This is a genomic window from Rhodobacteraceae bacterium Araon29 (assembly GCA_039640505.1).
Taxonomy (GTDB): Bacteria; Pseudomonadota; Alphaproteobacteria; order Rhodobacterales; family Rhodobacteraceae; genus CABZJG01.
In genome coordinates this window covers 3,059,362-3,079,088 of the sequence record CP046865.1, presented here as the reverse complement: position 1 = coordinate 3,079,088, position 19,727 = coordinate 3,059,362, and the positions used below count along the sequence as shown (strand labels likewise).

At 54.7% G+C, this 19,727-nt stretch carries 21 protein-coding genes; 8 read left to right on the top strand and 13 right to left on the bottom strand.

Annotated features, from left to right (window positions below):
• Window positions 1–22: 22 nt before the first annotated feature.
• The 3 genes from gph to GN278_14875 are packed head-to-tail and all read right to left on the bottom strand — an operon-like array spanning window position 23 to window position 1,931.
• On the bottom strand, window positions 23–694 hold the full coding sequence (gene gph, locus GN278_14885; GenBank protein XAT61933.1) for a phosphoglycolate phosphatase: 672 nt from the start codon (window positions 692–694) through the stop codon (window positions 23–25).
• Window positions 691–1,245: a redoxin domain-containing protein gene (locus GN278_14880; GenBank protein ID XAT61932.1), complete on the bottom strand. Its 555-nt coding sequence runs from the start codon at window positions 1,243–1,245 to the stop codon at window positions 691–693. Before GN278_14880 ends, gph begins: the two co-directional genes overlap by 4 nt.
• A gap of 2 nt (window positions 1,246–1,247) precedes the next feature.
• Entirely contained in the window at window positions 1,248–1,931 is a 684-nt protein-coding gene (locus GN278_14875; GenBank protein ID XAT61931.1) for a ribulose-phosphate 3-epimerase, read from the bottom strand.
• A gap of 288 nt (window positions 1,932–2,219) precedes the next feature.
• Between GN278_14875 and GN278_14870 the strand changes: the two genes are divergently transcribed.
• Both GN278_14870 and GN278_14865 read left to right on the top strand, forming a co-directional pair.
• On the top strand, window positions 2,220–3,428 hold the full coding sequence (locus GN278_14870; protein XAT61930.1) for a M24 family metallopeptidase: 1,209 nt from the start codon (window positions 2,220–2,222) through the stop codon (window positions 3,426–3,428).
• A 136-nt stretch (window positions 3,429–3,564) separates the two neighbouring features.
• The gene (locus tag GN278_14865; protein XAT61929.1) at window positions 3,565–4,191 is read left to right on the top strand and encodes a DUF1523 family protein; all 627 of its coding nucleotides are present in this window, start codon (window positions 3,565–3,567) and stop codon (window positions 4,189–4,191) included.
• A 6-nt stretch (window positions 4,192–4,197) separates the two neighbouring features.
• Here the strand turns inward: GN278_14865 and GN278_14860 are convergent, their stop codons facing one another.
• Complete coding sequence (locus GN278_14860) at window positions 4,198–4,968, bottom strand: FCD domain-containing protein (GenBank protein ID XAT61928.1); 771 nt, start codon at window positions 4,966–4,968, stop codon at window positions 4,198–4,200.
• Between the two features lie 109 nt (window positions 4,969–5,077).
• Here GN278_14860 and GN278_14855 point away from each other — a divergent pair, with 109 nt between their 5' ends.
• Window positions 5,078–5,383 carry a hypothetical protein gene (locus GN278_14855; protein ID XAT61927.1) on the top strand — a complete coding sequence of 102 codons (306 nt, stop codon included), beginning with the start codon at window positions 5,078–5,080 and terminating at the stop codon, window positions 5,381–5,383.
• On the opposite strand, the gene GN278_14850 is transcribed toward GN278_14855, so the two are convergent.
• Window positions 5,343–5,822 (bottom strand): GNAT family N-acetyltransferase, encoded by a 480-nt coding sequence (locus tag GN278_14850; GenBank protein XAT61926.1) that lies wholly within the window; start codon window positions 5,820–5,822, stop codon window positions 5,343–5,345. The two genes, GN278_14855 and GN278_14850, sit on opposite strands and share 41 nt — an antisense overlap.
• A gap of 188 nt (window positions 5,823–6,010) precedes the next feature.
• Between GN278_14850 and smc the strand changes: the two genes are divergently transcribed.
• Together smc and GN278_14840 are read left to right on the top strand one after the other, a co-directional pair.
• The gene (gene smc / locus GN278_14845) at window positions 6,011–9,466 is read left to right on the top strand and encodes a chromosome segregation protein SMC (protein XAT61925.1); all 3,456 of its coding nucleotides are present in this window, start codon (window positions 6,011–6,013) and stop codon (window positions 9,464–9,466) included.
• Window positions 9,467–9,764: 298 nt separating this feature from the next.
• Entirely contained in the window at window positions 9,765–10,115 is a 351-nt protein-coding gene (locus GN278_14840; GenBank protein XAT61924.1) for a hypothetical protein, read from the top strand.
• Here GN278_14840 and GN278_14835 read toward each other — a convergent pair.
• Entirely contained in the window at window positions 10,102–10,956 is an 855-nt protein-coding gene (locus GN278_14835; protein XAT61923.1) for an EamA family transporter, read from the bottom strand. The two genes, GN278_14840 and GN278_14835, sit on opposite strands and share 14 nt — an antisense overlap.
• 81 nt (window positions 10,957–11,037) lie before the next feature.
• Here GN278_14835 and GN278_14830 point away from each other — a divergent pair, with 81 nt between their 5' ends.
• Window positions 11,038–11,703: an HTH domain-containing protein gene (locus tag GN278_14830; GenBank protein ID XAT61922.1), complete on the top strand. Its 666-nt coding sequence runs from the start codon at window positions 11,038–11,040 to the stop codon at window positions 11,701–11,703.
• A 141-nt stretch (window positions 11,704–11,844) separates the two neighbouring features.
• Here the strand turns inward: GN278_14830 and GN278_14825 are convergent, their stop codons facing one another.
• The 6 genes from GN278_14825 to GN278_14800 form a co-directional block, all read right to left on the bottom strand.
• Window positions 11,845–12,486, bottom strand: a complete 642-nt coding sequence (locus GN278_14825) for a tetratricopeptide repeat protein (GenBank protein ID XAT61921.1) — start codon at window positions 12,484–12,486, stop codon at window positions 11,845–11,847.
• Between the two features lie 33 nt (window positions 12,487–12,519).
• Window positions 12,520–13,503, bottom strand: coding sequence for an EamA family transporter (locus GN278_14820; GenBank protein XAT61920.1), 984 nt, complete (start codon window positions 13,501–13,503; stop codon window positions 12,520–12,522).
• Window positions 13,425–14,111: a hypothetical protein gene (locus tag GN278_14815; GenBank protein XAT61919.1), complete on the bottom strand. Its 687-nt coding sequence runs from the start codon at window positions 14,109–14,111 to the stop codon at window positions 13,425–13,427. The genes GN278_14820 and GN278_14815 overlap by 79 nt, the downstream gene beginning before the upstream one ends.
• Window positions 14,112–14,259: 148 nt before the next feature.
• Window positions 14,260–15,444 (bottom strand): lytic murein transglycosylase, encoded by a 1,185-nt coding sequence (locus GN278_14810; GenBank protein XAT61918.1) that lies wholly within the window; start codon window positions 15,442–15,444, stop codon window positions 14,260–14,262.
• 104 nt (window positions 15,445–15,548) lie between these two features.
• The gene (locus tag GN278_14805; protein XAT61917.1) at window positions 15,549–16,454 is read right to left on the bottom strand and encodes a cobalamin biosynthesis protein; all 906 of its coding nucleotides are present in this window, start codon (window positions 16,452–16,454) and stop codon (window positions 15,549–15,551) included.
• On the bottom strand, window positions 16,454–17,410 hold the full coding sequence (locus GN278_14800; GenBank protein XAT61916.1) for an aminotransferase class I/II-fold pyridoxal phosphate-dependent enzyme: 957 nt from the start codon (window positions 17,408–17,410) through the stop codon (window positions 16,454–16,456). The genes GN278_14805 and GN278_14800 overlap by 1 nt, the downstream gene beginning before the upstream one ends.
• A gap of 165 nt (window positions 17,411–17,575) precedes the next feature.
• Here GN278_14800 and GN278_14795 point away from each other — a divergent pair, with 165 nt between their 5' ends.
• Together GN278_14795 and GN278_14790 are read left to right on the top strand one after the other, a co-directional pair.
• Window positions 17,576–17,938 carry a response regulator gene (locus tag GN278_14795; protein XAT61915.1) on the top strand — a complete coding sequence of 121 codons (363 nt, stop codon included), beginning with the start codon at window positions 17,576–17,578 and terminating at the stop codon, window positions 17,936–17,938.
• Between the two features lie 395 nt (window positions 17,939–18,333).
• The gene (locus tag GN278_14790) at window positions 18,334–18,678 is read left to right on the top strand and encodes a hypothetical protein (GenBank protein ID XAT61914.1); all 345 of its coding nucleotides are present in this window, start codon (window positions 18,334–18,336) and stop codon (window positions 18,676–18,678) included.
• Between the two features lie 111 nt (window positions 18,679–18,789).
• Here GN278_14790 and GN278_14785 read toward each other — a convergent pair whose 3' ends face one another.
• Window positions 18,790–19,725, bottom strand: a complete 936-nt coding sequence (locus GN278_14785; protein ID XAT61913.1) for a phosphotransferase — start codon at window positions 19,723–19,725, stop codon at window positions 18,790–18,792.
• Between the last annotated feature and the right edge of the window lie 2 nt (window positions 19,726–19,727).

Sequence of the window (19,727 nt, the reverse complement as noted above, 5' to 3'; positions counted from 1 at the left end):
TGGCCTTAGCTAGCTACAATGATCACGAAACATCTGTACATTTCTTCTCCGCCCATGCCTCGACAATACCCAGCAGTTTGGCAAAATCGTCAAAGCGGGTTGCCGCCTTGAAATAGGAAAGCTCTTTCTTGCGGTATCCAAGCGTGAACAGCGCGAAATCAAATGCGGCGTTTTGCGCTGTGTCGTAATCGGTTTCGCTATCGCCCACATATAGCGCGGCTTTGGCGCCCAAAAGCTCAAGGCAGCGGTGCAGCGGGGCGGGGTCGGGTTTTTTAACAGGCAGGGTGTCACCCCCCACCATGGCATCGAAAAAATCCGCCATGCCAAGAAAATCTAGGTCGGCTTGCGCTGCATCAAAGGGCTTATTGGTGCAGATCGCAAGCGCGGTCCCCTGCGCCTTTAGGCATTTAAGCGCGTCCAAAACCCCCGGATAAGGCTGTTTCAAAAAATCGCTGGGGTCGGTGTAATGCTTCAAGACTTTTGCACAGAGCTCTGCGTGCATCGGCAGCGGTATGCTGCGCGCTTTCATCACCTGTTCCACAAGATTAGGCAGCCCTCTGCCAATAAAAGAGGTCACTGTTGGCAAATCAAGCGTGTCGTAGCCTTCGCCGCTCAGCATTTTGTTCACAGCGGCGAGGATGTCCGGCGCGCTGTCAATCAATGTGCCGTCGAGGTCAAAAATGACAGCCTTCACGCGTCTTTCCATTTGATCGAGCATCCCATTGAAGCAATTTGATCTTTGGGACCATGGCCGGTTTCGGCCACTTCCTTCATGGCTTCAAACAGATCACGGCGCAGGTCGGCTGGGCCGGCTGTGCTTGTTGATGCATCAAGCCGGCCGCGGTATTGCAGCGCATGCTTGCTGTTAAAGCCGAAAAAATCTGGCGTGCAGGCCGCGCCGTAGCTGCGCGCAACCGCTTGGCTTTCATCATAAAGATAGGGGAAAGGAAAATCCTGCTTGCTGGCCAGTTTGGCCATATTCTCAAAGCTGTCCTGCGGATAGGCGACCACATCATTGGCGCTAATGGCCGCTACGCCGATGCCCAGAGCTTTTAGATCGCGCGCATCGCGAATGATCCGGTCAAGCACCGAAAGCACATAGGGGCAATGGTTACAGATAAACATCACCAATGTGCCGTTTGCACCGCTGATATCTGCCAAAGAAAGGGTTTCGCCGCTGGTGGCAGGAAGCGCAAAGTCGGGCGCGGGCCAACCGAAATCACATACTGGGGGAATAGCTGCCATGTTTATCCTTTCGCCGCGGCGCGAATGGCGCGGATGTTATCACCATAAGGCGCGGGGTTTTTCACCGATCCACCTTTGAACACGGCTGAGCCAGCAACCAGAACATCTGCGCCTGCTGCCGCCATCAGTGGCGCGGTTTCGGGGGTAATGCCGCCATCAATTTCAATGTGTATTGGCCGATCCTCGATCATCGCCCGCAGTTTGCGGGTTTTTTCCACTTGTGAGTGGATAAACTTTTGCCCACCAAAGCCCGGGTTCACGGTCATCACACAGACCAGATCAACCATGTCCAGCAGGTATTCAATGCTTTCTGCCGGCGTGGAAGGGTTGAGCGCAATGCCCGCCTTGCAGCCGGCGGCGCGAATGGCTTGCATGGTGCGGTGGCTGTGCGGGCCGGCTTCCATATGGGCGGTGATGATATCTGCGCCTGCATCGGCATAGGCCTGAATATAAGGATCGACTGGCGCAATCATCAAATGCACATCCATAACAGTGGTGATATGCTTGCGAATGGCTGCGCAAAGCGGCGGTCCAAAGGTCAGGTTTGGCACGAAATGGCCATCCATCACATCTACATGAACCCAGTCACACCCCTGTGCTTCGATAGCCTCGATTTCTTGGCCAAAATTGGCGAAATCTGCTGATAGGATCGAGGGGGCAATTTTAATCGAGCGATCAAGGGCCATAGGGCGCATCTCCTGTGTACCAGAGCTTTGGCGGCTATTTTTTGGCGGCAGGGCCATGGGGTGGTTTCGCCCCTGTCTAAACCGGTTAGGGCGTACGCGCAAGCATGGCGGATCGCAATGCTTGCGCGTGTATTAGGGCTTGCGTTTTCGTGTATTTAAGGCTTTAGACAGCGCAGGCTAGGGCGATGGCGTCGCCCCGCTGCTGCTGCAAAGACATCAGCGTGCCTCATCCTATCAGTCCTGAACGCCGGGACCTTCTTTTGCAACGTGTCAATGGAGGGTCAAAAAATGACTGCACGTCCAGAATTCTATCGTTTCCACAATGGGGAAAAGGCAAAGCTGCCGTTTTCCCAAACCGAATATCAATCCCGTCTAACCGGGCTTCGCAAAATCATGGCCGAGATCGGCGCCGAGGCTGCGGTTTTTACTTCGATGCAAAGCATCGCCTATTATTCGGGATTTTTATACTGTGCCTTTGGGCGCCCCTATGCGCTGGTGGTTACTGCCAGTGAAGATGTCACCATCTCGGCGGGCATTGATGCCGGTCAACCCTGGCGCCGGTGCTCTGGCGACAATATAACCTATACCGACTGGCAGCGTGACAATTTCTGGCGCGCCATACGATCAGTCACTGGTGCAGGCAAAGCCATCGGCTATGAAGGCGATCACCTCAGTCTCGCGTTAAGCGATAAGCTCGAGACTTTTCTAAGCCCATCGACCAAAATCAACATCGCGCAGGCGGTGATGCGCCAAAGAATGGTCAAATCTGCGGCCGAGGTTGAGTTGATCCGCGCCGGTGCGCGGGTTGCTGATATCGGCGGCTATGCCATTCGCGATGCGGTGGCCGAAGGGGCGCGCGAAATCGACATTGCCATGCAGGGCCGCGATGCCATGGAAACGGCCATTGCCGAGGCCTATCCCGATGCCGAATACCGCGATACTTGGGTGTGGTTTCAATCCGGCATCAATACCGACGGCGCGCATAATCCGGTCACCAGCCGGCGCTTGCAGCGCGGGGATATTTTATCGCTGAATACCTTTCCGATGATTTCGGGCTATTACACCGCGCTTGAGCGAACGATGTTTGTCGGTGAAGTGGACGCCGAAAGCCTTGCCATCTGGCAGGCCAATGTTGCCGCGCATCAATACGGCATGGCGCTTTTGCAGCCGGGGGCCAGCTGCGCCGAGGTCACCGAAAAGATCAATCAGTTTTTTGCTGAGCGTGATCTGCTGCAATACCGCACCTTTGGCTATGGGCATTCTTTTGGGGTGCTATCGCATTACTATGGCCGTGAGGCCGGTCTGGAACTGCGCGAAGATATCGACACAGTTTTGACGCCTGGGATGGTGATTTCAATGGAGCCGATGTTGACCATTGGCCAAGGCCATGCCGGAGCAGGTGGATACCGCGAACATGATATTTTGGTGATTACCGACGCCGGCAATGAAAATATAACGGGTTATCCTTATGGTCCCGAATTTAATGTGGTCGGCTAAAACTATGATCACGGGCCTCGCCATGTGCTTGGCCCGTGTTGTTTGGTAATTGTGGCAAAAAGTTTTACCGCCCTAATGCAACTTACCGGATGAATGCCTATATCGGCCCAAAGAGATGCATCTTTGGGGATTTTAAATGACTTATTTTAAGTGGGCCACACGATTGATTTTAGCGCTGCTTGTGCTTGGATTTTTGCATTATACATTGCCGCAGCATGATATCGTCAGAATTACCAATAGCTATGAAAAACGCATTGATTTCGGCTCGAACAGCTGGTTCTGGGCTAATGGTGACAGCGGTAATGCCCAAGCCCCAGTGAACCGGGATGTATTTTTCATCGAAACCTTTCGTAGCAATGAAAAGCCGATGATTTACCGCAATGAAGACACAGGATGGGGCTGGCCGCCCTATTTCAAATTCAACACAGCCAACCTACAGGCCCGTGCCACGGACCTGATTGGACCGCAAGCGGATGGTGCAACCCAATGGGCGGTGATCCGGCATTACGGTTGGCGCAATGAGTTTTTATCGATTTATCCCAACGCAACCTCGGTGCGACCGGCCACCGGGCCGGATGAGCGGATTATCCCTTGGCTCAACATCGTTTTACTGGTCGTGTTTTTCGGCGGGTTTTGGGCCCTTTGGGTGCGCTGGGTGCGGTTTCGTACGGCGCGGATTGATCCGGCACTTGCGCCCTGGGCAGATCGTGCAGCCGGTCTTTGGAATTGGCTGGCCAGCAAGCTTTGGCGCCGAACGCCCTAGGCCGATCTATCCACGGCGTTTTTCGTTCGCATAGCGTTGCTGGGCGATAGCTTCATTTCGCTCAGCCGTTCTTTGCTGGTTCAGCATTTGCTCGACATAATCAAGATGCGCTTCGATTGCAGCGCGGGCTGCACTTGGCGCGCGCGCTTGCAATGCTGAATTGATAGCGCCGTGTTGTTCTAAAAGTTTTGAGCGTGTAACGCGATGCTTGAACATCATTTTTCGGTTGTAAAAAACACCTTTGCGCAGCAGGTCATACATTGACCGCATCATATGCAACATCACCACATTATGACTGGCTTCAATAATCGACAGGTGAAATTCGGCGTCTAGCCGGGCTTCATCATCCGAATTGCGTTTGGGGTGTGCTGTAACCATTTTATCGTAGAGCGTTTGGATCACCCGCAAATCGGTTTCCGACGCATATTTTGCGGCACGCTCTGCAGCCAAGCCCTCAAGATCGCGGCGAAACCTGATATAATCAAAGACCGCTTCATCATGGCTTTCAAACAGCCGTACCAATGCGGGTGAAAACGCATTGCCCAAAACATCTGCCACGAATATGCCTGCGCCGGCGCGGGTTTCCAGTAGGCCGCTGTCTTGCAAATCACTGATCGCCGCCCGCAGGGATGGCCGCGACACTGCCAGTTGTTCGGCCAGATCGCGCTCGGCAGGAAGCCGTTCGCCCGGGCTAAGTATGCCGCGTAGGATCAACTGCTCGATCTGGCGTACGACCGCTTGTGAAAGCTTTTCCGCATTGATTTTTTGAAATGGCATGGCCCGCATCTTTTGGTGACAATTTAAGACCAATTACATGATTTTTTAGGGTGAAACAATTCATTAACCAAAACGCGCGTAAGATCTTTGAGAATGTCTAGGGATTAAAATGCGCCACTTTTGCTGGATTATATTAGTTTTTTGTATCGGTTGCGATACCGGCACGCCGCTCTACTGGCCAATCGCGCCTCAGCTGGTCACAGTAAAAGGCGTTCAGTTTGAGGTCCGCGATCTACGCCGAAGGGCTGAGGCGATCCGCATTACCAAGCTTTGGTTTCCCGATACTAAAACCATTCTTCCTTTGGCACTTGACGCGATTAGATCAGTGACCGGATGCGCCGATATTACGCCGCTGGCGGCTGATCCATCGGTGATTACCGCGCGTCTGAACTGCCCTTTGGTGCAAGATCCTTAGCCATAAAAAGTGATGCAGGGCTGTCCGGATAATTTCCAAACGGACCGCATTCCCGAAACCCAAGTCTGCGATACAGGGCGACCGCTTCTTTGAGAAGCCAGCCGGTTTCAAGTGCGATGCGATCGAGGTCATTATGCTGCGCTTCGCGTTCAATCGCCGCCAAAATAGATTTCGCTACCCCTTGGCCTCGGACAGAGGGATCAGTGAACATGGATTTAAGTTCGCCGTAGCCATCCATAAGCGCAAGCGCGCCGCAGCCAACAAAACGCCCATCCAAACGGGCACCAAAAAACCGGATATGCGGCGCACAAAGGGCATCAACCGACAGAAAATAGTTCTCTTCATCGCTGTATAGAGACAACATCAGCGCATGACTTTGCTGCAAAAGTGAAATGATTTCTGGGTGTTTTGGATCAGCATATTGAATGGTTAATGGCATAAAGACGATCTATCATAAGAGTTTTTGATAGGAAGGACGATAGCGGAGTTTACCGGCACTGCAACCGAGATTTTTCGATATCTTGTGTCTTTTTATTGTGTAAACACGACATCAAGTGGGGCTTTGGTTGACTCTGGCCAAGGCCTCAGGGCACCATATTAAAGAGCAGAATCATAGGCAGATATCGCGTGCGCTTTTCCAAATTGCGTTTGACAGGTTTTAAAAGCTTTGTTGACCCAACCGAATTGCTAATTTCGGATGGGCTTACGGGCGTGGTCGGGCCAAATGGTTGCGGTAAATCAAATCTGCTGGAAGCGCTGCGCTGGGTGATGGGGGAAAACCGCCCGAAAGCCATGCGCGGCGGCGGTATGGAAGATGTGATTTTTGCCGGTGCTGCGACCCGTCCGGCGCGCAATTACGCCGAGGTGAGCCTGCAACTGGATAATTCCGAGCGGCTTGCGCCCTCGGGTTTTAACGACACCGACGTGCTTGATATCAACCGCCGAATTACCCGCGATGTTGGCAGCGCTTATAAAGTCAGCGGCAAAGATGTGCGGGCCCGCGATGTGCAAATGTTGTTTGCCGATGCCTCAACCGGTGCCCATTCGCCGGCGTTGGTGCGGCAGGGGCAAATCGCCGAGTTGATCAATGCGAAACCCAAAAACCGGCGGCGGGTTTTGGAAGAGGCGGCAGGCATATCGGGGCTCTATCAGCGCCGTCATGAAGCCGAGTTAAAGCTAAACGGCGCCGAGACCAATCTAGCTCGGGTTGACGACGTGCTGGAGCAATTGGCCAGTCAATTGGCGCAACTGGCTCGTCAGGCCAAACAGGCGGCGCGCTATAGGGCCATTGGTGAAGAGCTGCGCATCGCCGAGGGTGTTTTGCTGTTTCGCCGCTGGAAAGAAGCGGATGAAGCGCGGCTTGCTGCGGAAAAAGAACTGCAAGAGCGGATCACGGCGGCGGCGCAATCGGAAACCGCTGCGCGGCAGGCTGCAAAGCTAAGGGTGGCTGCCGATGATGCATTGCCTCCGCTGCGCGAAGAAGAGGCGATTGCCGCCGCAGTTTTGCAGCGCTTGCAGGTTCAGCGCGACACGCTGAGCGATCAAGAAACCCAAGCCGTTCAACGGATTGACACGCTGCGCAGCCGGATTGCCCAAATGGAGCAGGACATTGAACGCGAAAGCGGGTTGAACCGGGACGCCGGCGAAACCATTGCCCGCCTGAAGTGGGAGGCCGAGGAACTGTCCAAAGCCGCCGAAGGCCACGACGTGCGGCTTGAAGCGGCCACTGATGCCGCTCGGGATGCGGCCAGCATTCTTCAAGAGCGGGAAAGCGATCTGGCACAGCTGACAGAAGATGTGGCCCGTTTGGCGGCCAAGCATCAATCTGCGCACCGCTTGCTTGACGATACAAAAAGCACATTGAGCAAAAGTGAAGACGAAGCCGGCAAAGCGCAGCAAGCTGTCAGTACCTCTCAGGCCGCTTTAAGCGCGGCCAAAGATCAGTTTGAAACCGCCCGGCAAAATGAAGCGCAGGCGGTTGAGGATGCCGCTGCCAGCGAAGCTGCGTTAATAGCTGCTGAAACAGCGCGCGCCGATACGCAGTCACGTGAAGCAGAAGCGCGCGCCAAACGCTCAGAGGCCGAAGGTGAAGCCAATGCCCTGCGCGCCGAGATGGCGGCTTTGGCCAAACTGGTTGAACGCGAAACGTCCGATGCAGGGCAACTATTGGACCGTTTGCAAGTCGAGCATGGATTTGAAAAAGCACTGGGCGCTGCCCTTGCTGATGATTTACGTACCCCCGAGGTTGCCGAAGATGGCCCTTCGGGATGGTTTACACTGCCGCAGTATGATGACGCTCAGAGCTTGCCAGTGGGGGTCACACCGCTAAGCCATCATGTATCTGTGCCGGATGTGCTTAAACGGCGGATGGGACAAATCGGTTTGGTCGAGGCCTCTGATGGCGCCCGATTGCAACCCATGCTGCGACCGGGCCAGCGGCTTGTGAGCCAGCAAGGCGACCTATGGCGATGGGACGGATACCGCGCTTGGGCAGAAGACGCGCCTTCAGCGGCGGCTCTGCGTTTGCAGCAACTCAACCGGCTTGAAGAGCTCAAGCAGCAGATGGCGCAAACCACGGCGCGGGGGGATGCGGCGCGCGGGGCGCATGAAGCGCTGAGCGCCGATCTCATCACCCGCACCGAGGCCGACAAAGCGGCGCGAGATGCGCGCCGCGCGGCCGATCAAAAAGTCGCGGAAACCAACCGTGCTCTGAGCCGCGCAGAAGCTGAGTGCAATCTTTCAGAGGGCCGGCTGGAGAGCCTTGGAATGGCCGTGAAACGCCATGAAGAAGAGGCACTTCTGGCGCGCAGCCAGATGGCCGAGGCAGAGCGCGCCGTTGCAGAACTTGGAAACCTTGATGAAGCGCGCGGCCAGATCGAGGATATAAAAACCACCGTCGAAGCGTCGCGGATGACAATGATGGCCAAGCGTTCGGCCCAAGATGAGATGCGCCGCGAAGGCGAGGCGCGCACCCGCCGCCGCCAAGAGATTACCAAGGAAAGCTCAGGCTGGAACTTGCGGCTTGAAACTGCCGAAAAGCGCAGTGCCGAGCTGCTGGAGCGCAAAAACGAGGCCGAGCAAGAGCTTGAAACCGCCACTGCTGCGCCGGCCGAATTGGCCGCCAAACGCGAAGAACTATCAACCGCCATTACCGAAGCCGAAGAGCGCCGCAAAACGGCCGCCGATGCTTTGGCCATTGGCGAAACCGCGCTGCGCGAGGCGGTAATGGGCGAACGCGACGCCGAGCGCGCAGCCTCTGAGGCCCGCGAGGCGCGCGCCGGATCACAAGCCCGCACCGAAGCGGCCCGTGACAGCGTGACCGCCGCCGCCGAACGGATCGAAGAAGATTTACAGCTGACGCCGCAAAATCTGCTGCAAAGCCTTGATGTTGATAGTGAAAAAATGCCGCCCTCTGCAACCATTGAGGCCGAGGTAAACCGGCTAAGACGGCAGCGCGATGCGCTGGGCGCGGTGAACCTTCGGGCCGAAGAAGATGCCAAAGAAGTCGAGCAAGAGCATCAGGAACTGGCCAAGGAAAAAGCCGATCTGGAAGAGGCAATCAAAACCCTGCGCAGCGGTATTGCCAGCCTCAACCGCGAAGGCCGCGAGCGGCTGCTGACCGCTTTTGAACAGGTCAACAGCAACTTTAGCTTCTTGTTTAAACACCTGTTTGGCGGCGGTGAGGCCAATCTGGTGATGGTCGAAAGTGATGACCCGCTTGAGGCCGGTCTTGAAATTATGTGCCAGCCGCCCGGCAAGAAACTTAGCACCCTGTCGCTGCTGTCTGGGGGCGAGCAAACGCTGACTGCCCTGGCGCTAATCTTTGCGGTATTTCTGGCCAATCCGGCGCCGATCTGTGTGCTCGATGAGGTGGACGCGCCGCTGGATGATGCCAATGTCTCGCGGTTCTGCGATCTGCTGGACGAAATGGTCCGGCGCACGAACACGCGGTTTTTGATCATCACCCACCATGCGGTGACCATGGCGCGGATGGATCGGCTTTTTGGCGTCACCATGCAGGAACAGGGGGTCAGCCAGCTGGTGTCTGTTGACCTTAAAAAGGCCGAAAGCATGGTGGCTTAACCCGCGCTTTGACCCTGCGATCAGGGCCTTTTTCAAACCGTGATTTCCCCCAAAAAAGCGATATCAGTATCACGTCGGTATCACGGCTGTTTTGCAGCGGTGCCAAATCTCAGGCTAATGACAGAGTGTTTGGTGCTTTTCTAAGCTTTAAAAACGGGCCGCTAACGCGCGCCCACGGCTGACTTTCGCCATCCGGCATCGGTTTTGGTGTCGCAGCCTGAAACAGGTAAAAACTTGTTGCATGTTCTGCCTATAAATATTCTCATAATGATAATTTAACCATTCAAGGAGAGAAAAAATGAATATGACAAAAATTGTTCTTACGGCCGCTTACGTGGCATTCGTCGCAGCCACATTATTTTCGGTGGGAAATGTAGGTCAGTACTTCGATGTGGCGTCGTTTATCTTTGTCGTTGTTGTAGCGGGGTTCTGCGTAACCGTTGCGGGGGATGAAAGTGCGGTGTCCAAGTTTGGCACCGGGGCGGTTCGGGCCGGTTGGCTCGGGTCCATGATCGGGATCATTGCAATCTTTGGTAGCGCAGGCTTTGCCTCGGGTGATTTATCCCAAATTGGCCCTGCGCTTGCGGTGTGTTCCCTGACTGTTTTTTACGGCTATTTTTTCAAAATCGGTGCGATCATCTTGGAATGAGTGCTTTGGGCGGCTGATACAGCGCATAGAGCACCGCAAACATAATGACGGCACCGCCGATTAAAGTGGCATTTGACGGGATCTCAGACAAAATAAACCACGCCCAAATCGGGGCCAGCGGGGTTTCCAAAATCGACAGCAGCGCGGTCAAGGAAGCGGGCAGCGCTTTAGCCCCTTGCGATAGGGTTACGAAGGCGCCAGCGGTGACAGCCCCAAACAAAACCAACAGCGGCAGCTGCGGCAGCTCGATGGACAGCGGGCTGATCCAGATCCATGCCAAAGGTAAAACAAGCAAATTTGACATCACCGATGTCAGTCCCGCAGGGGTATCGGGATACTTACGAAATATCAGCATATGAGCCGCCATCATAACAGTCATAAACGCCGCCAAAGCATCCCCGGCCAATGCCCTGCCGAAGCTGGCATTTTTGAACGTAATGGCCACCCCGATGAAACAGATCACCGCTGCAGCCGCTGTGCGCCGCGCGGGCCTTTCCCCCAATGCAGCCCAGCCCAGAGCAGCGGCCATAAATGGCACAGTGGCATAGATCAGCGCCACTTTTGCAACGCTGGTCATTTGAAACGCGGGAATAAACGCAATGGTTCCCAAAAGGGAAAATGCGCTGGCCATCAGGGCAGGCCAGCGCAAGCATCGCAGCTGGATCAGCAATTGACCTGACATCACCAACACGATCAAAGTCAAAATGCCGGCGAACAAGCCGCGCCAGAAAATAATCATCCATGCTGTGGCGGTGACCGACTTTGTAAGCGCCCCGGCGGCGCTAAAGAGAACCGCTGAAACGATGATCAACGCGGCTCCGGTCAGTAGATATTTGTTCATGGTGGCCTTGTCCTTTTCCAATCGCTGCCACTGTGATAGGCTAGGCCTGCTGACAGCGTGCTGTCAGCAGCAAGGGATGCAATGCGAAAGATAGATCGGCTCTTTGACATCATTCAGATGCTTCGGGCGGCCAACCGTCCGCTCACCGCTGGCGAAATTGCCGGCCGGCTTGAGGTGTCAAAGCGCACAGTGTACCGTGATATTGCTGTCTTACAGGCGGCCCGAATTCCGCTGGAAGGCGCGGCCGGTTTGGGATATGTGCTGCGCTCCGGCTACGATATGCCGCCGATTGGGTTTGATCCCGATGAGGCCCAGGCGGCCAAGCTGGGGTTGGAATTGGTGGCGCGCACTGGGGATCACGGATTGACCCGCGCCGCCCGGCGGGCGCTTGATAAACTGCCGCTGTGCCGCGGTGATCCTATCTTGATAGCAATGCCGCAGGGCGCTGTCTTTGAACAGTTTGACGCGCTACCGCAGGTGCGCAGAGCGATCCAGTTGGAACGCAAAATCCATATATATTATACCTCGGGCGAGGGGCGGTCGACCGAGCGGGTGATCTGGCCGCTGATTATTTTGTTCTATCCTGAAACCCCGATGCTGGTGGCATGGTGTGAGCTGCGCCAAGCGTTGCGGCATTTTCGCTTTGACAGACTGCGCTGCGCAAAAACACTAGCCGATCAGTTTGAGGGGCAGGGCGTGCGCCTGCGCTGTATCTGGACGGCCCAAGGCCAAGATCAGATGACATGACCCCATCGACCGTGCAGGCCTCAACCTGCAGGCTGCTGCCAAAGGGGTAAAAGCCGTTTTACTAGGGGCGGCGGTTGAAAACCCTTTCCCATGCGGCGCTGGCGCGGGCCTATGGGGTCAGCCGATGCATATTGGGCTGCATCACGGGCCTAAATCATCCAGCAAGCCTTGCGTTTTTTCCACCATATGCGGCATGCCGATGGTGGCAAATAAATCCCGCGCTGTGATCAAATGGTCCCGCGCCGCCTTTGGATTGCCCCGCGCTTCTTCAAGAAGGCCAAGGTTGCTATAATTCGCTGCCATCCCCTCTTTGCTTCCCAGTTTTTTGTTCAGCTTTAAGGATTGGTTATGGAACCCCTCGGCGGCATCCAGATCACCGCGTATCTGCGCCACAATGCCAAGGTTGCCATAATTCGCTGCCATCCCCTCTTTGCGCCCCAGTTTTTTGTCCAGCTTTAGGGATTGGTTATGGAACCCCTCGGCGGCATCCAGATCACCGCGTACCCGCGCCACATTGCCAAGGCTGCCATATTGGTTTGCCATCCCCTCTTTGCGCCCCAGTTTTTTGTTCAGCTTTAAGGCTTGGTTATAAAACCCCTCGGCCGCGTCCAGATCACCGCGCGCCTGCGCCACATTGCCAAGGTTGCCATATTGGTTTGCTATCCCCTCTTTGCGCTCCAGTTTCTCGTTTAGCTTTAAGGCTTGGGTATAAAAACTCTTGGTGGCGTCCAGATCACCGCGTATATCCGCCAAGATGCCAAGGTTGCCATAATTATCTGCCATCTTGATACCAATTGATTTTGAATACGTAGTGGGTCAATCTGGTCGTGTAGCAGCATAGCCAATCGCAATAATAAACGATGCACCAATCACAGTCCAACTATCTGGCAAAGTTCCGAATACTAGAAAGCTAACTACTGTCGCTGAGACTATCTCTAAGTAATTGAGCGGGGCGAGCTTCGACGTTGGAGCGCGAGCAAACGCGACGATGATCGCCATGTGTGAGATAGTTGAAATAACGCCAAGTGATGCAAGCGCGACCCACGCGGAAGCACTCGTTGGCCAATCAACTTGCGAACTGTCCGATATCGGATCACCCATAAAGAGCCATAGCGCGAGGGCAATTGTTCCTGAAAGGGCAGCAATAATGTGCATAGAAAGGGGCGATCCATGGCTTGAAGCCATTCGAGTTAGCAGAAAATATATGGCAAACAAAAATGCGGCAGCCAGAGGGAAGAGTGCTTGCCATCCAAGACCGTCGAATCCCGGGCGGACGATTAGAAGAACACAAGGGAAGCCAGCTAAGCAAAGAGATACCGTGCGGATAGTCAGTTTTTCTTTTAAAACAACTCCGCCGAGCAATGTTAAGATAAGCGGCGCAAGAAACAGGATTGCAGCTGATGCAGGCAGCGGTAATGTGGCAAGACCAGTAAAGAAGCAAGCCGTGGCTCCTGCAAGTGCGATACCTCGCCAGAAATTTGTCATTGTCCATGCTGCTTTGAGATCGGCCAAGGTTCGCGTAAGTACTGATTGCTTTGCGGATAACGATTGTTGATCAAAAATTCCTGGAATGATCAGGATTGTGATAGGTAGTATCGCAAGTGTGAATAGCCCTTGACCAACGAAGCGCGCGAACGCGACCTGTGTGCCTGGCATTCCATTTACGGCGAGCACCTTCGCGATCACATCCATAATCGGAATCGTCAACATACCGAACGCCATTAGAAGATAAGCAGAGCTGTAATTACTGGGCGCATTGTATGACGCCGATTTGAGCTTTGAGGGAATTTTTTTGACCATATCTTTCCCTCTTTGTGTCCCAGTTTTTTGTTCAGCTTTAAGGCTTGGGTATCGCCATAATAGCTAACCGCGCCGCGCCCAAGATAAAGCGCGATCATGTCTTGGATGGGGCCGTTTTGATAGCGGGCGATCAGGGCGTCAAATTGCGCTGGCAGCGCTGGATCATCCGGCTTGGCGATAAATGTGTCCAGCAAGGTCTGCGCCGCGCTGGCCAATGCGCCGCCGCCGCGCACAATGCTTTGGGCCAGTTGCAGCGCGCCGCGCAGCCCATTAATCTGCTGTTCCAATTCGCGCTGGGTGACATTTTTGGCCTCTAGTTGCGCCTGATACAGTTCAAGCGCGGCGTTTAAATTGTCGATGGTGCCACGATCCTGCGGGTTGCGGGTGTGTACGATTTTATCCCCACCCACATTATCACCATGGCCCGAATGGTTTTGCGACACAACTGCTACATCTTGAACAGGGTCTACATTTGCAACAGGCTGCTCTGAGTTGAAATATAAGTAGGCCGTCCATCCACCACCAACAATTACGAACAGTGCCGGAATTACTACCTTTAATTGGGTCGTATTCTGGCCGATCCAAGACCAAAGCCGTTTGAATGCCATTAAGTTATCCCTTACTTTAATGACAAAACCATAACCGCTTCGCCCCGCCAAAACAAGTTAAAGGCGAGTTTTCTTTGGGCCCGCAAGAATAGGTATAAGGCGCGCCAAAGGTGCATTCTATGCACAGCGCCGCGCCGCCGCGCGGGGGCTAAAAACTGGCGAGTAGCGCCGGGGTGGGCCAGCCGTCGATGGGCATCGACAGAACATCCTGCACGATGCGCACCGCAGCGCGGGTTTTGGCGCCTAAAATGCCATCCACATCGCCCACATCAAAGCCCAGCTCGACCAGCTTTTGTTGCAGCGCCCGCATCTGATCACCGGTTAGTCCGGTGTCCGGGCTCACCGGATCAAGCGGCGCGCCGCCTTCGAGCAGGGTGGCGAAATAACCGGCAGTGGTAATATAGACGAGGCTTTCGTTCCACTCGATAAAGACGCGAAAATTGGGATAGACAAGAAACGCGGGCCCTTTGTGCCCCTGCGGCAGCAGTACAGACGCCATTAAATCATCTGAGGCCAGCGGTTTATGCCGCCCGCGCAGACCCAGCGCCGCCCATTCGCGCAGGGTTTTTTCAGTGGTCAGCCCGGTGAGCGACCAGTTCATATCCGCCGGCAATGTGACCTGTTGCAGCCAAGGCTGATTGGGCTGCCATCCCAAGGCACGCAACATGGACGCGCCCGACATCAGAGCATCGGGCGCCGAGGTTTTCAGCTTAACTTGCCCGTCGCCGTCGCCGTCGATGCCATTGACCAGAATATCTTCGGGCAGCATTTGCACCATGCCAATCTCACCCGCCCAAGCGCCTGTTGTCGTGGCTGGATCGAAATCGCCGCGTTTGAACAGCTCAAGCGCGGCAAAAATCTGCGGTCTAAAGAGTTCCGGCCGCCGGCAGTCATGCGCCAAGGTGACCAGAGCGTTCAGCGTATTAAAGTTACCCTGAAAAGCGCCGTAATCGGTTTCAAACGCCCAGAACGCCAAAAGCACGCCGCGCGGCACCCCCAATTCGCGTTCGATAAAGTCAAACTCGCGCTTGTAGTTGGCGGCATTTTTTGCGCCGTGCTGAAGCCTGTGATTGCTGATTAAGCGGCCCGAAAACTCTAGAAAAGGCAGCTGAAACACACCTTGGGCGCGGTCGGCTTTGATCACCTTTGGATCTTGGGCAACAGAAGCAAAAAACTGATCGCTCAGGGCGTTGGAATAGCCGCGCGTGCGGGCTTCGGATTTTAAACCCTGAACAAAACTGTAAAATCCGCCGCCGCAGGATTGTGCTGCTGCGATGCTGGAAAACCCCGTTGCGCTGATCAAAGCCAGCGCCAAAAATACCAAGCGATACATCCATGCCTCCTGCTCGTAGGTTTTTGCCGCATTTTCGCGGCTGTTTTGCCCAGCATCCTAGCAGCAAAAATACTCTAGGGCCAGATTTCTTGCACCCTGCAGGGTTAACCGAGCACCGCGATCAGTAACACAAACCCCAACATTAGCGCCCAAGTGGTCCACAGCATCCGCACCGAGCGGTCGATATCATTTGGCGTTGCAGCGCGGTTGCCATGCGGGTTGACCCAGGCAAAGGTCCGCTGCGTGCCTTCATAGCTGCGCGGTCCGGCCAGCGCGACGCCAAGCGCGCGCGCCATCGCTGCTTCGGGCCAGCCGGCATTGGGCGAGCGGTGCTGCCTTGCATCTTTTGTGATCGCCCGCCAGTCATGGATTACGCCGCCTTGTATCGCGATCAGCGCGGCAGTAATCCGCGCCGGAACCCAGTTTAGCAGATCATCAAACCGCGCCGCAGCCCAGCCAAACTCGGCCAATGCCGGGGTTTTATAGCCGATCATGCTGTCGGCTGTATTCACCAGTTTATAGATAAGCAAACCGGGAAGCCCGCCTAGCAATAGCCAAAAGGCCGGCGCTACCACCCCGTCCGATAGGTTTTCTGCCCCGCTTTCAATCGCCGCGCGGACCATCTGGTGCTGATCCATCTGGTCAGTATCGCGCCCGACGATCATCGCAACGGCGCGGCGTCCTTCGTGCAGGGAATAGCGCGCGCCATTGCCGACCGCCCGGACATGCTGCACCAGTGACTTTTGCGCTAGCAGGACCGCCGCGCAAAGAACTTCGGCCACGGGGCCAAAAAACCCTAGGATCTGTCCAAGGCAGGCGCCAAGCACAATTAAAATAATCAACGTCAGTGCGCCTTTGATTTTTTTGTATCGCCCATGGTTCAAAGTCGAAGTGCACAGCGTAACGGCCCGTCCCATCAACACCGCCGGATGCGGCAGCCGCGACCAAAGCCACTTCGGCTCGCCCAAAGCGGCATCCAGCAGCAGCGCGAAAAAAAGAACCCAAGCCATTAGCTTAGCGCCCGCTGCAGCCTGTCCCAATCATCGGCGCCGGGCAGACCAAGACGCAGGTAATGATCCGAATAGGGGAAAATACGGCTTAGGATATGATGCTGGGCCAGTTTTTGATGCCAATGCTTTGCGCTTTTAACCGAAAACAGCCGAAAAAGATCGCAGCCGCCGACACCCTCTGCCCCTGCGGCCAGTAGGATTTGATCCAGCCGCCGCGCATCTTTGGCCAGTTGGATGCGGGTGTTTTCGGCCCAGCTCTTATCGTTTAAAGCCGCGGTGCCAATGTCAAGCGCCGGACCAGAGACCGGCCATGGGCCAAGCCGCTCGGCCAGCAAATCCAAAACCGGATCAGCCCCGATTGCAAACCCAAGCCGCACCCCTGCAAGCCCCCAAAACTTGCCAAAGCTTTTTAGCACAATGCGTCCCGGACGGGCCGTTTCATGGATCAGGCTGTGCTGGGGGCACACATCGGCAAAGCTTTCGTCAATGATGGCCAGTGGGGCATTAAGCTCTTGGCTTTGCCACAGGCGTCCATCGGGGTTGTTGGGATGTACGGCGACCTGTACATCGGGCTGATCATTGCTCAGCGTCCAGCCAGTGGCATCAAAGGCGGCCTGATGTTCATTATAGGTGGGCTGGGCAATGTCCACCTTTTGGCCGCGGATCAAAGCCGGAAGCGCCGCGATTAGCGCCGAGGCCCCCGCCGCAGGAACCACTTTGGCGGCCCGAGGTACAGACCAAAACCGCCGCGCCGCTTCAATCAGGTTCTGATAGGCCTCCTGATCGGGCAAAGCGGTCATGGACCGCGGCGAAAACGGCGCCGTGGGGTAGGGGCTGGGATTGATTCCCGTGGACAAATCAAGCCAGTCTTCACGCGCGCCGCCGAACTGAGCAACCGCCGCATCAAGCCCACCACCGTGATCGCGTAAATTATTTTTTTCGCGGGCTTTGATCATCAACTCCTCGTATCTATTTGACAGATATCAAGTATATTCAAGCCCAAGATACAAGGTCTTTCGAAAGTGTTAACATTCTTTTTTTCAGTTAACCTTTTGTTAGGACTTTTGGTTTTGATAGGGATTAGTCGCTCATTTAATTTTCCTTATTTTAGTGTGTCAGCCATGAAAGTTTTAATTGTTGAAAGTGAATATGAGCTGGGTTTAGTATGGCAGCGGGCCTTGGAAAGGTTTGGGGTTAAAGTGGTTCTGGTGGCAGATCAAAGCACGGCCGTTCAGGCCCTGCGAAATCAGAGTTTTGATTTGATCGTGCTGGATTTGGTGCTTGAAAACGGCAGCGCCTTTGCCATCTCAGACTTTGCCAATTACCGGCGGCCAGCCGCGCAGGTCATGTTTGTCACCAACACCAGCTTTTTTTCCGACGGCTCGATTTTTCAGCATTGTTCAAATGCCTGTGCCTATGTGCAAAGCGCAACGCCGCCCGAAGACATTGCGATGATGGTGACCCATTACGCCGCCCGTGTCTAAAGACCCCAGCGCTGGCAGCGTCGATTCGCAAACGGCATATTGGCGGTCGGCAGCGGGCGATGGCGTGCGCCGGTCTACGCCAGTATCCGTTCACAGGCTGGTTTTGTCCCATACCTGTGGCATTTCAGTCATACCATGTGCTGAAATCCAAGGGATATGGCAGGACGCCAAACCCTTGACTTCACAATTGATTTTCTTGCAGATTAACAATCTAAATACATGAAAAATAACATTAAAAAATATTTCTAAATTCACGTTAACGCCTGATTTTCTGACCCCGTTCCGCGTTATGGTGGGCCTTTGGGCGCCAGCTTGGCAAGGATTAGCCGATACCCCCAAATGTTCACTTGAAATTCACCATTTCTGCGGCACACTGGCCTTTGGGAGACGTTGTTATGAGTACATTTTTATCCAAAGAGGTCCAGTTGGGGCTTGAAGCGGCGCGCAAGCGCGAGCTGACCCAGAAAAGCCGGCTAAGAGTACGGTTTGATGGTGAGGTCTATCCCGTACTGAAATACTGGGAAACTGGGTTTTCTGTGGATGCGGATGATGCACCACAGATGCGCGGTTTGGTCGATCTTTTTGACGGTGCTCAGCATGTCTCACAATGCCTTATAGTGGCCTCTGACGAAGAAAACGGTGAATTTAAATTTGAATTTAAACGCAACACGGCCGCGCAAGACATTGCGCCGGTTGATTTTGAAAAAGACCTCAACGCCCCGATTGCTTTGCTCACGTAAAGCGGCTTTGTAAACCTTACTATGCCCAAAGCCAAATCCGGTGGTAAAACCATCAAAGCAACTTCTGAGCGAAGCTGGTTTTTGGAGTGTCCACCGACAATGTTTTTCTAGCTAATGGCTACGAGGATCAGCACTTTGAGAGGATGCCAGTTTTATCAAGGTAGACACAAAACGCATCTGGTCTGCGCTTTCGGGCCCGAATGTGCTTTTGTAATGCCATGCAAGCGACAGGCCGCTAAAGGCGGCGGCCCAAGACAGCAGGCGGGGTTTTAAAACGTTCAATCCTGCGGACCATAACTGGGCGCGCCTTTGAATGGTTTCGGGCCGGAGGGCCATGGCCTCGGATCCCAAAGGGTTTCGAAACGCATTTGCCAGCTCGAACGTGCGCTCGCCCAGAACGCCTTTGGCATCAAAGGCAAGATAACCGCGGTCGCCGGCCTTGATGTTATCATGGTGCAGGTCGCCGTGAAGCGGACGAATATCTTGCTGATCGGCCAGCAAATCCTCGGCCAGCTGGCAGGCTTTGCGCACAGCCGCCCGAATGCCGTCCGGGCAGTCGGCGGTAAACTTGGCATCCAGCAATGCGCGGAACCGGCGCGGCAAAGGATCAAGGCTTGGGATATTTTTGACCGGCGCTTGATGCAAAGCCAAGGCTGTTTCAAGCAGCCTTTGTGATGCTTTTTCATCTTTGCCCGCCCGGGTTAAATCCCCAAGCAAGGGGCCATCGAGCCACTCCATCAAAATAGCTGCATTTGAGCGGGCATATATTTTGGCGGCCCCGATACCATTTTGCGCTGCTAAAAGATCAAAGCCGGGCGCTTCATCTTGTAGGTCATCTTTAAAATAACATTTCAAAGCCGCAAAACTGCTATCTGCGCGCGTCACGCGCCAAATCGAGGCGATTGGCGTTTGGGTGATAAGGTGAGGGCTTTCAATGCCCAAAAGGGTCATAAGATCCTTATCCAACATGGGTTCGGACGATTTTGTATCCTTTTGGCTTGTCATTGCTATCGCTCCTTCCAAAATATCCTTGGTGTCGACAGTCATGC

What these genes read in the sequence shown, in the direction of transcription:
- GN278_14880 (XAT61932.1), bottom strand. Translation starts at nt 1,245, where the DNA reads ATGGCAGCTATTCCCCCAGTATGTGATTTCGGTTGGCCCGCGCCCGAC.
- GN278_14875 (XAT61931.1), bottom strand. Translation starts at nt 1,931, where the DNA reads ATGGCCCTTGATCGCTCGATTAAAATTGCCCCCTCGATCCTATCAGCA.
- GN278_14870 (XAT61930.1), top strand. Translation starts at nt 2,220, where the DNA reads ATGACTGCACGTCCAGAATTCTATCGTTTCCACAATGGGGAAAAGGCA.
- GN278_14865 (XAT61929.1), top strand. Translation starts at nt 3,565, where the DNA reads ATGACTTATTTTAAGTGGGCCACACGATTGATTTTAGCGCTGCTTGTG.
- GN278_14860 (XAT61928.1), bottom strand. Translation starts at nt 4,968, where the DNA reads ATGCCATTTCAAAAAATCAATGCGGAAAAGCTTTCACAAGCGGTCGTA.
- GN278_14855 (XAT61927.1), top strand. Translation starts at nt 5,078, where the DNA reads ATGCGCCACTTTTGCTGGATTATATTAGTTTTTTGTATCGGTTGCGAT.
- GN278_14850 (XAT61926.1), bottom strand. Translation starts at nt 5,822, where the DNA reads ATGCCATTAACCATTCAATATGCTGATCCAAAACACCCAGAAATCATT.
- GN278_14840 (XAT61924.1), top strand. Translation starts at nt 9,765, where the DNA reads ATGAATATGACAAAAATTGTTCTTACGGCCGCTTACGTGGCATTCGTC.
- GN278_14835 (XAT61923.1), bottom strand. Translation starts at nt 10,956, where the DNA reads ATGAACAAATATCTACTGACCGGAGCCGCGTTGATCATCGTTTCAGCG.
- GN278_14830 (XAT61922.1), top strand. Translation starts at nt 11,038, where the DNA reads ATGCGAAAGATAGATCGGCTCTTTGACATCATTCAGATGCTTCGGGCG.
- GN278_14825 (XAT61921.1), bottom strand. Translation starts at nt 12,486, where the DNA reads ATGGCAGATAATTATGGCAACCTTGGCATCTTGGCGGATATACGCGGT.
- GN278_14820 (XAT61920.1), bottom strand. Translation starts at nt 13,503, where the DNA reads ATGGTCAAAAAAATTCCCTCAAAGCTCAAATCGGCGTCATACAATGCG.
- GN278_14815 (XAT61919.1), bottom strand. Translation starts at nt 14,111, where the DNA reads ATGGCATTCAAACGGCTTTGGTCTTGGATCGGCCAGAATACGACCCAA.
- GN278_14810 (XAT61918.1), bottom strand. Translation starts at nt 15,444, where the DNA reads ATGTATCGCTTGGTATTTTTGGCGCTGGCTTTGATCAGCGCAACGGGG.
- GN278_14805 (XAT61917.1), bottom strand. Translation starts at nt 16,454, where the DNA reads ATGGCTTGGGTTCTTTTTTTCGCGCTGCTGCTGGATGCCGCTTTGGGC.
- GN278_14800 (XAT61916.1), bottom strand. Translation starts at nt 17,410, where the DNA reads ATGATCAAAGCCCGCGAAAAAAATAATTTACGCGATCACGGTGGTGGG.
- GN278_14795 (XAT61915.1), top strand. Translation starts at nt 17,576, where the DNA reads ATGAAAGTTTTAATTGTTGAAAGTGAATATGAGCTGGGTTTAGTATGG.
- GN278_14790 (XAT61914.1), top strand. Translation starts at nt 18,334, where the DNA reads ATGAGTACATTTTTATCCAAAGAGGTCCAGTTGGGGCTTGAAGCGGCG.
- GN278_14785 (XAT61913.1), bottom strand. Translation starts at nt 19,725, where the DNA reads ATGACTGTCGACACCAAGGATATTTTGGAAGGAGCGATAGCAATGACA.